Source organism: Oleiphilus sp. HI0132 (assembly GCF_001635845.1).
The window spans coordinates 1-790 of sequence record NZ_LWGJ01001555.1; the positions used below are offsets into that span (position 1 = coordinate 1).

Sequence of the window (790 nt, forward strand, 5' to 3'; positions counted from 1 at the left end):
GCCATGCGCGTCATCAACCATTAATAAGGCACCTTGCGCAGTGCAGGTTGCTGCAATATCTTTCAGGGGTGCGATATCTCCATCCATGCTGAATATGCCGTCACTGACGACTAAGGCCTTGCTTTGTTTCACACCTACCGGCTGACTACGTGTCGAGAGCTTATCTAAATGAGAACTAAGGCTGGAAACGTCATTGTGTAAGTAGCGTTGAAAGCGAGCTCCACTCAATAAGCCACCATCTATAAGCGAGGCGTGGTTAAGCTTATCCTGCAGCACAATGTCGCCCTTTCCTACCAGGGTAGATACCACTGCCAAGTTGGCCATATAGCCACTAGAAAAAACCAGCGCTTTATCACGCCCGGTAAACTCTGCAAGTTCGCACTCTAAGGCTTCATGTTCTTGATGATGCCCAACGACAAGATGCGAGGCGCCACTGCCCACACCACTCCTGTCGATACAGGATTTGGCTGCTTTCTTCAGCGCAGTATGATTCGCTAAACCTAGATAGTCATTACTACAAAAGGAAAGAAGCTTACGACCATCAACAAGCGGTTCAATCTGCTGAGGCGAACTTAGCAAGCGATGAGAACGCAATAAACTCTTAGCTTTTAGAGCGTCAATCTCTTGCTGCCAAAGGTCTTCAAAAATAGACATACACTAAACCAATTACTGCTTATACAGCTAACAAAACCTATCTACTCAGAAGAAAGGATCAGTGGCCTAATTTGATTAAGCAGACCACTCGTTGCGAACCATCAGAAATTAAACAAGTGATTGAGATTGTTCATTT

Annotated in this window: 1 protein-coding gene; it reads right to left on the reverse strand. The window is 45.6% G+C overall.

The window, feature by feature from the left end:
• Window positions 1-654 (reverse strand): aminotransferase class I/II-fold pyridoxal phosphate-dependent enzyme (locus A3766_RS23895; RefSeq protein ID WP_156509095.1); only part of this gene is annotated, 654 nt, incomplete at its 3' end.
• Between the last annotated feature and the right edge of the window lie 136 nt (window positions 655-790).